The sequence below is a fragment of the Peribacillus sp. P4_C12 genome (genome assembly GCF_056402095.1).
Genome location: NZ_JBFUIB010001050.1, coordinates 1 through 775, shown reverse-complemented (window position 1 = coordinate 775; position 775 = coordinate 1). Strand labels below are relative to the sequence as shown.

Here is a 775-nt window from a genome sequence, read left to right as displayed (position 1 = left end):
ATATTTTTTTCTTGCAGGGGAGACGGAAGATAAAGAAAAGGAGTACGTCCAACGAGTGCATGATGATGCTCAGCAAGTAGAAATGTTGCTTCTACCAACAGTGAAGGAGAGCATTGCTACATTAGAAAAAGAACAACAAACGGAAAATACCCAATTAGATTTAATGAGAAATACTTTAGCATACGGTACTAAAATGATTGAAAAAAATAAAGATGCAATCGCTTCCTATGAACAAGGAGATTGGCGACCCTTGGTGGACTACCAACTTTTTCAAAATCGGGCTGCCAACGGAGATATTGACACTGGACAATTGATAATAGAATATAAAACGGATTTAGGTCAATTTTCAATTGATGCCAGCATTGCTGAAAAAGAATGGCTGATTGAACATGATATTCGTCCGATTTTTTCCGGAGAATATGTTCGAACGATATTTTGGGATGAGGACCTAAAAAATGATGTGCTGAAAGCCAATCAAAAAATTGATAATAGTGGTCTTTATTCTCTTTATTACTTTTTTGAGAATTATTTATACTTTATATTAATACTTCCATTTTTATTTTTATTTGGTTCAGGATTGGCTGGGGAACGAGGAAAGAAGTATACCTTGAACTTTTTAAAAACTCAGCCTATTAAGGAGAGGGATATTTTAACGGGGAAAACGCTAACTGCAGCCATTCTTTCGATGGTAAGCTGTGCAGCATTATGCTTGCTTTTAGTTTTGGTAGGTACACTTTTTAATCGCTTCGGTGATTTGAACTATCCGGTTTTATAC

Annotated in this window: 1 protein-coding gene; it reads left to right on the top strand. The window is 35.6% G+C overall.

From position 1 onward, the window contains the following. Positions 1-775: ABC transporter permease (locus AC1DUW_RS31180; RefSeq protein ID WP_477644496.1), on the top strand; the 775-nt coding region annotated here is incomplete at both ends.